This is a genomic window from Pseudomonadota bacterium (genome assembly GCA_030859565.1).
GTDB lineage: Bacteria > Pseudomonadota > Gammaproteobacteria > JACCXJ01 > JACCXJ01 > USCg-Taylor.
The window spans coordinates 1-6,579 of the sequence record JALZJW010000172.1 but is presented as its reverse complement, the minus strand read 5'-3'; the positions used below and the strand labels follow the sequence as shown (position 1 = coordinate 6,579).

At 56.8% G+C, this 6,579-nt stretch carries 6 protein-coding genes and 1 pseudogene; 5 read left to right on the top strand and 2 right to left on the bottom strand.

Features of this window, described 5'->3' with window-relative positions; genetic code table 11:
- Nucleotides 1–580 (top strand): sigma 54-interacting transcriptional regulator (locus tag M3436_18265; GenBank protein MDQ3565950.1); only part of this gene is annotated, 580 nt, incomplete at its 5' end.
- Nucleotides 581–787: pseudogene (locus M3436_18260) on the top strand (hypothetical protein).
- Between the two features lie 137 nt (nt 788–924).
- Here the strand turns inward: M3436_18260 and M3436_18255 are convergent.
- Both M3436_18255 and M3436_18250 read right to left on the bottom strand, forming a co-directional pair.
- On the bottom strand, nt 925–1,800 hold the full coding sequence (locus M3436_18255; GenBank protein ID MDQ3565949.1) for a hypothetical protein: 876 nt from the start codon (nt 1,798–1,800) through the stop codon (nt 925–927).
- Nucleotides 1,801–2,325: 525 nt separating this feature from the next.
- Nucleotides 2,326–2,508 carry a hypothetical protein gene (locus M3436_18250; protein MDQ3565948.1) on the bottom strand — a complete coding sequence of 61 codons (183 nt, stop codon included), beginning with the start codon at nt 2,506–2,508 and terminating at the stop codon, nt 2,326–2,328.
- Between the two features lie 71 nt (nt 2,509–2,579).
- Here M3436_18250 and M3436_18245 point away from each other — a divergent pair, with 71 nt between their 5' ends.
- The 3 genes from M3436_18245 (at nt 2,580) to M3436_18235 (ending at nt 6,554) form a co-directional block, all read left to right on the top strand.
- Entirely contained in the window at nt 2,580–4,607 is a 2,028-nt protein-coding gene (locus M3436_18245) for a PQQ-dependent dehydrogenase, methanol/ethanol family (GenBank protein ID MDQ3565947.1), read from the top strand.
- Nucleotides 4,608–4,894: 287 nt separating this feature from the next.
- Entirely contained in the window at nt 4,895–5,707 is an 813-nt protein-coding gene (locus M3436_18240) for a sugar phosphate nucleotidyltransferase (GenBank protein ID MDQ3565946.1), read from the top strand.
- A 577-nt stretch (nt 5,708–6,284) separates the two neighbouring features.
- Nucleotides 6,285–6,554 (top strand): ribbon-helix-helix protein, CopG family, encoded by a 270-nt coding sequence (locus M3436_18235; GenBank protein ID MDQ3565945.1) that lies wholly within the window; start codon nt 6,285–6,287, stop codon nt 6,552–6,554.
- Nucleotides 6,555–6,579 lie beyond the last annotated feature (25 nt).

Here is a 6,579-nt window from a genome sequence, read left to right as displayed (position 1 = left end):
GGTCACGATCGATGTCCGCATCGTCGCAGCGACACGCTACGACCTCATGGAATACGTTCGGGCGGAACGCTTTCGCGACGATCTCTACTATCATCTCAATGTGGTCCCGCTGCAACTCCCCCCCTTGCGGGAGCATGCGGAAGATATCCCGGAATTGTTGGCCTTTTATTGCGAACTGTTCGCTGCTCAGGACGGATTACCGCGGCGGCGTTTCACACCCCCGGCCCAGAAACAGCTTCGCTCTTACGGCTGGCCCGGTAACGTCAGGGAACTGAAAAACCTGGTGCAACGGCTGCTGATCTTGGGTAGCGGGGAGACGGTGGAAGGCTTCGAGGTCGAAGCCGCGCTCGGGATCCGCACCGCAGAGAGCTTAACGGAGCCCTTGCCTGGGTTTGACCGCCCATTACGGGAAGCGCGCGAGCAGTTTGAAAAGGCTTATTTTGAGTATCAGCTCCAGCGCGCCGGTGGGAGCATCAGCCGGGTCGCGGGCCGTGTGGGCCTCGAGCGCACCCATCTTTACCGCAAATTACGGGCGCTCGGCATCGATCCGAAACAGACCTCCGGCGAGCCGGCGAATTAAGCGCTGGTGCTCGATCCCGGGTATTCCGCGGCCTGGAAACTTTATGGAAAGGTCCTCGCAGAACAAGGCCTGACCGATGAGGCCATCCAGGCCTATGAAAAAGGTATCACCCTCGCCGAGAGTCGCGGCGATATTCAAGCCGCGAAGGAAATGCGCGTGTTTTTGAAACGCTTGCGCAAGGAGGGCTCACGCGCAAGCGACCGTTAAGCCGAAGGCATCGAGGTAGGGTACTTAGGCGCGCCGTTTGCGCCGTAACCCATCAACTCGACGCGCATAGCGCGTCACCCTCACGGGCGCTGATTGGCCGCGTTCGCGTTCACTCTTCGGTTGATTCGGGGCACGTTTTAGCCGCTAGGCACGATACGGCGGACAAGCGCGCGTTTGAGCCGGCGCAGGGTTCGTGTGATCCAGGAACCCCGGTAGCGCATCATAAAGGCTCGTTTTTGGATGTCACCGACATTGTAGCCGAAGCGCTCGGCCAACGCGATGATTTCCGGGTGCTTATACACATCGGCAAGGTCGATCGTGTCCACCGTTGTCCGTCGGTGGTTATCGCTCCGCCTGGCGAGTGCTTTGCTCCACTCCGGGCGATAGGGAACGTTGAGGAACGCCACCAAGCGCTCGTGTGCCGCGGTTTGCGCCATGAGGTCCTCAAAGGTGAGCTGGAGAAACGGCACCGAAGGAAGCGCGTCTCGAACCTCCAAACCGTACAGATGCACCTCGCTCCAATAGAAAAGCGCCTTCTCAAAGGGACTCATGTGCGGCCATCGGTCGCGGTAGTGCTTTAAATGCACCCCGGGGTCCGTTGGCGCGGGCATAATATTGGTCTGGATATCGTCCCGCCGGCCAGGATCGAACCATTGATGGGTCACGAGCGAAGCAGCCACCCGCACCGGATGCCGAACAAGTTGCACCAGGCGCAGGCGTGCCCCGAATTCCTCCGCGAGAAGGGGAGCCGCAGCGAACGCAGGGAAACCTACCTCGACATAGGATTTATGCCGCAGCACTTCGTGGATGTGGTCAAGATGCTGCCGAACCACCGGTTTGATACGGAGGGCGGCCAAGGCCGCAGGGTCGCGCAGGCACTGCTTCGGCGCATAGGCATAGCGGATCGGTTCATGTTCGGCGACGAGCAGATCCGAATATGCCGTCTGCAATGCCGCGTGGAGCGACTGAGTGCCGGACCGGGCCGTTGTGATGAAAAAGGTGACGGTTTGCATTGCTGCCCTTGCCGCTCCATATGGCCGTGCTGCTCGCCGGGCGATTGCCTTCGGCGCATGGGACTACGCAGCTTTTAGGTGTTTGCGTACATTTCGACGATTCACCGCCTGGAGGTATGCCTCATGCCCTCAGAAAGCCAATCGCTGTCCACCAAGGATCGAATGATATAGAGGATATATTTACAAGTAATCTGTTCGCTCGCTCGACGATCACCAGACTCAGCACCGCCTACCAAATCTGAGCAAGGTCGCCAACAGACCTCTAGATTGCCAATACTCTACAATAATGGTTCTTAATCGTGATATGACAATGCTCTTACAACTGGACGCTGCCCGGCACGGTCCGTGGTTGCTCCTGACCAGAAATAAAAGCATAAGAGATCCAATTCCATTTCTCAACCGATTCCTGACCCTTCCTGACCCGTTATCGATGAGGAATGGGGCTGTATAATGCTACGGGCGGCGAGCCTGTTCGACCGGAGTGCCGAAGGCCAGGGGTGTCAGAAGCCATGCCGGACATGTAAGTCAAGTGCCATCACCCAAGACCGCTGGTTGATCTCCGAGACCTATGACCCGCGCGAATGATATCCCCCCGCGCGTCGGCATGCCCGTCATTTCGGCGAGCGTTACGTGGGCGCCGCCTTGGAGGCCGTGCTGACGCAGATGTTTGGCGATTTTGAGTTGGTGATCTCGGACCTTACGTGTCACTGTCTTCTAACCGTTGGAAGCTATTCAGTATGAGGCGAAAAAAGATATGGACTGTTGCGAGCCTTGCGATAGTGGTGCTGGGCGTGGTGTTCCTGGCCAGCGGGATGACAACTAACCCGAAAATCCACTGGAGAACGCGCTTAGTGGGTTTGAAGCTCCAAGGCCTGCTCCCCCATGTAGGATGGGCTCAGATGATTAAAGTGATGGGCCCGAAGAGCGGAGCGCAAAAGGCCGAAAGCCTGATCGATAATCCTTATGCATCGGCGGGCGATGTAGCCAAGGGCAACGGAATTTTTCGGGAAAAGTGTACGGGATGCCACGGACTTGACGCAACGGGTGGCGATGGCCCCGACCTGACTCAGGGATATTTTCGCCACGGCGGTGCGGCCTGGGCCCTATTCCGCACCGTCTCCCGCGGCGTCCCTAGAACAGCGATGCCGGGGTTTCCCCTGTCCGAGCGCGAGATCTGGCAGGTAGTTGCTTACGTGCAGTCGCTGAGCCAGGGTCTCAATCAGGGCCACGTAGGGGGGAGCGCTGCCGAGGACAAGGGGGTCCGTTGTCCGCCGTGTCTGTCCGCGCAGGTGAGCTACGAACACCTGCGCAACGCAAGTCAGGAGGCTGGCAACTGGGTCACCTATTCAGGAAGTTATGATGGTCACCATCACAGTAGTCTCGATCAGATTCATCTTGGAAATATTAGAAATCTGAGACTGAAGTGGGTGTACCAGATGCCGACCGTGGAACGCGTCAAAGCGACCCCACTCGTTATTAACGGCGTCATATACGTGGCGCAAGCTCCCAATGACGTGGTCGCGCTCGACACCGCCACAGGGAGGCCGTTCTGGTCCTATAAACGCGCGCTCCCGGAGCGGGTCCCTGTCTGCTGCGGGAAGTCAGCCCGGGGCCTGGCCATGCTCGGTGATAGGCTTTACCTGGGTACCTTCGATGGCCGCCTGGTCGCGCTCGATGCCAAGACTGGCTCCGTGATCTGGGACGTGGAGGTGGGCGACTACCGGACAGGGCACTCAATCACTGGCATTCCCCTCGCTGTAAAAGACAAGATTATCGTGGGTGTTGCACTCGGTGAGATGGGTATCCGCGGATATATCGATGCCTACGACGCGCAGACCGGCAAACGGGTATGGCGCTTCTATACCATTCCGGCGCCTGGGGAGCCGGGAAATGAGACCTGGGAAGGTGATTCTTGGAAGACGGGCGGGGCTGCTGTTTGGCTAACAGGGTCGTTTGACCCGGATTTGAACCTGACCTACTGGGGCGCCGCAAACCCTTCACCGACTTTCAACGGCGAGGTTCGCAAGGGTGACAACCTGTATTCGGACAGCATGCTTGCATTAGATGCGGATAGTGGAAAGCTTAAATGGCACTTTCAATTTACACCGCATGACGTCCATGATTTCGATGCCGTCCAGATTCCGGTCTTAGTGGATGCGCAGTTCCGCGATTCTCAGCGCAAGCTGATGTTGTATGCCAACAATAATGGCTTTTTTTACCTGCTAGATCGCGAAAGTGGCGAGTTTCTGCTGGCTCGGCAGTTTGCGAAGCAGACCTGGGCCGACGGGATAGACGGCAAGGGCCGGCCGATCCGGAGACCCGATATGACCCCCACCGCTGAAGGAACCTTGACTTACCCGGATAAGGCAGCGCTGTGGTTCTCCCCCTCGTATCATCCTAGCACGGGTTTGTTCTATGTCTCAGTCATTGAAAGTGGTTTGATGCGCATTGCTCAGCCGGTGCCCAAAGAACGGCTTGGTATCCATTTGGCCGGCGGGTTTTTCACACCGGTCCCTGGGGCAAAGGGTATGGTGCGGGCCATCATTCCAGAATCAGGGGAGGTGAAGTGGGAATACCAGAACTGTGACGAGCAGTGTTCTGGGCTCCTGTCCACAGGCGGCGACCTGGTGTTTGGTGGAAACCACAAGGGTTCTTTCTTCGCCTTGAACGCCTCCACTGGTCAAGAGGTCTTGCGTGTCAATATTGGAGGGTGGATCACAGCAGCTCCGATCACCTATCTAAGCGATCGCAGCCAACAGGTCACTGTTACCGCTGGTAACGCCCTCTTTACCTTTGCACTTGAGTAATTCGCTAGCGGCGCACAGGCTCACTATCGTGCGCTGCAAATGACGTGGAGCTTTCAGTATCGGTTTAGCCGCCCGCCCTGCATCAGAAATCGTAGTGCATCCATCACGGCGTCCGTGACCGCAGCGCCGTCGGCCGGCCGTTGGCGGTGGTCGAACGCAGAGACCTGCCTCATCTGTCCTGTAGTAAGACCCGGCTTTAACAAATACCAAGTTGGAGTAAGATCTGAAAGCATTCACGGATAAAATTGCCGTAGTGACGGGCACCAGTAGTGGGATCGGCGAAAACCATGGCTAACTCGAACCGGGACCGAGAACTCTATCGGGAAGTCATTGGGTTACTCCCGGCAGGCGGGAAAGCAACGCGGCTGGCCCCATTACCTTGCAGCAAAGAGTTATATCCAGTGGGCTTCCGGGCCTTGGACGAAGGTGAGAGCGTGCGTCCGAAAGTGGTTTGTCATTATCTGCTCGAGAAGATGCGATTGGCGGGTGTCATCAAGGTCTACATTGTGTTAGGCAAAGGCAAATGGGACATTCCCGACTATCTGGGCGATGGCTCAATGTTGGATATGCATTTAGCCTACTTGATGATGGGCTTGCCTTTTGGCGCGCCCTACACTTTGGACCAGGCTTATCCCTTTCTGCACAGCGCGTTGGTGGCATTCGGTTATCCCGATATTCTTTTCAAGACTGACGATGCATTCGTTCGATTGCTGGCCAGGCAAGCAACCACGAGTGCCGATGTAGTGTTAGGGCTCTTCCCCATCGATCAGCCGCAGAAATGGGACATGGTGGATCTGGACGACCACGGCCGAATAAATCTCATTGCGATAAAACCTCAAGAGACTCATCTACGCTATGGATGGGGTATAGCTCTCTGGACACCGGTCTTCACACGTTTCATGCATGAATATCTTGGCGCTATCCAAAAAGCAACTAGAGAGGACGATATGCAGGAGCAGCGAGAATTGATTGTTGGAGACGTTCTCAAGGCTGCAATCGAAAGTGATCTGCGATTAGAAGGGGTAGTATTTCCCGATGACACCTGTCTCGACATCGGGACACCCGAAAATTTAGTAAAAGCTGTGCGAAACTTTTCCTAATCCTGTTTGCGCAGCGCTATTCACTCTCAAAATGAGAGATGGATCAATTTGACTCGCCGCTCTTCTCGGCTTTGCCGCGACCAAGCCTGACATTTTCCGTCAGCGCGCGACGAGCATCAAAGCTCTGCCAGAGAAGATCTTTGCACTCATTAACGACTTGCACAGTTGAGGCTCCTAGTCACCCTACGAGGAAAACGATCCCACGATGAAGAGAACATACAGCGGCGCGGCAATGGATCCGATCGGGGCGACCGTGGCCAGCGGGATAGATTACCCTCTCGGTTCGGAGCCACCGACCTCCGCCACCTTAACTCCGCACGCGCGGGGTTTTTTGTGTCCGGGCACGGGATTTCGAGGTCGCGTTCCGAACTGCGGCCTTCTTCGGCGGACGACTCGACTTGGTCTTGAGGCCAGATTCGTTGAAGTCGGTCTGTATAACATTGGCTGCGTGAGAATCTACGCTTTTTCGGAGACTGTGCTCCGAAAAAGTGGCCCCTATCGGGGCAGCACATATCGACAAAATCTTGTCGATGTTGTTCTCGTAAGCGCCTAACATGTTACTACTTCGGAGGCCTGCGTGAACTTCAGCAGCCATCTGCCCGATCCCTTGGTCGAAGACCTCGACGCCTTCGCTCAAACGCGGCAGACGAGCCGCAGCGGCGTGATCCGGGAAGCGGTGCGCGAGTATCTGGCGCGCCACGCGCTGCAGGCCTGGCCCGTGGACCTCGATCGCTGGATACGCGAGCCGTTACGCACCACGACCGAGCAAGGTCCGGACTTCGATGCCATCCGCGCCGAGATGAATGCGGCGATGCGCAAGCGTGCTGCCCAAAAGTCCAGGCGCTGATGCGCTATCTGCTCGATACCAACAT

Excerpts from the sequence above, each read along its gene's own strand:
- M3436_18240 (MDQ3565946.1), top strand. The coding sequence starts at position 4,895 with ATGGCTAACTCGAACCGGGACCGAGAACTCTATCGGGAAGTCATTGGG.
- M3436_18255 (MDQ3565949.1), bottom strand. The coding sequence starts at position 1,800 with ATGCAAACCGTCACCTTTTTCATCACAACGGCCCGGTCCGGCACTCAG.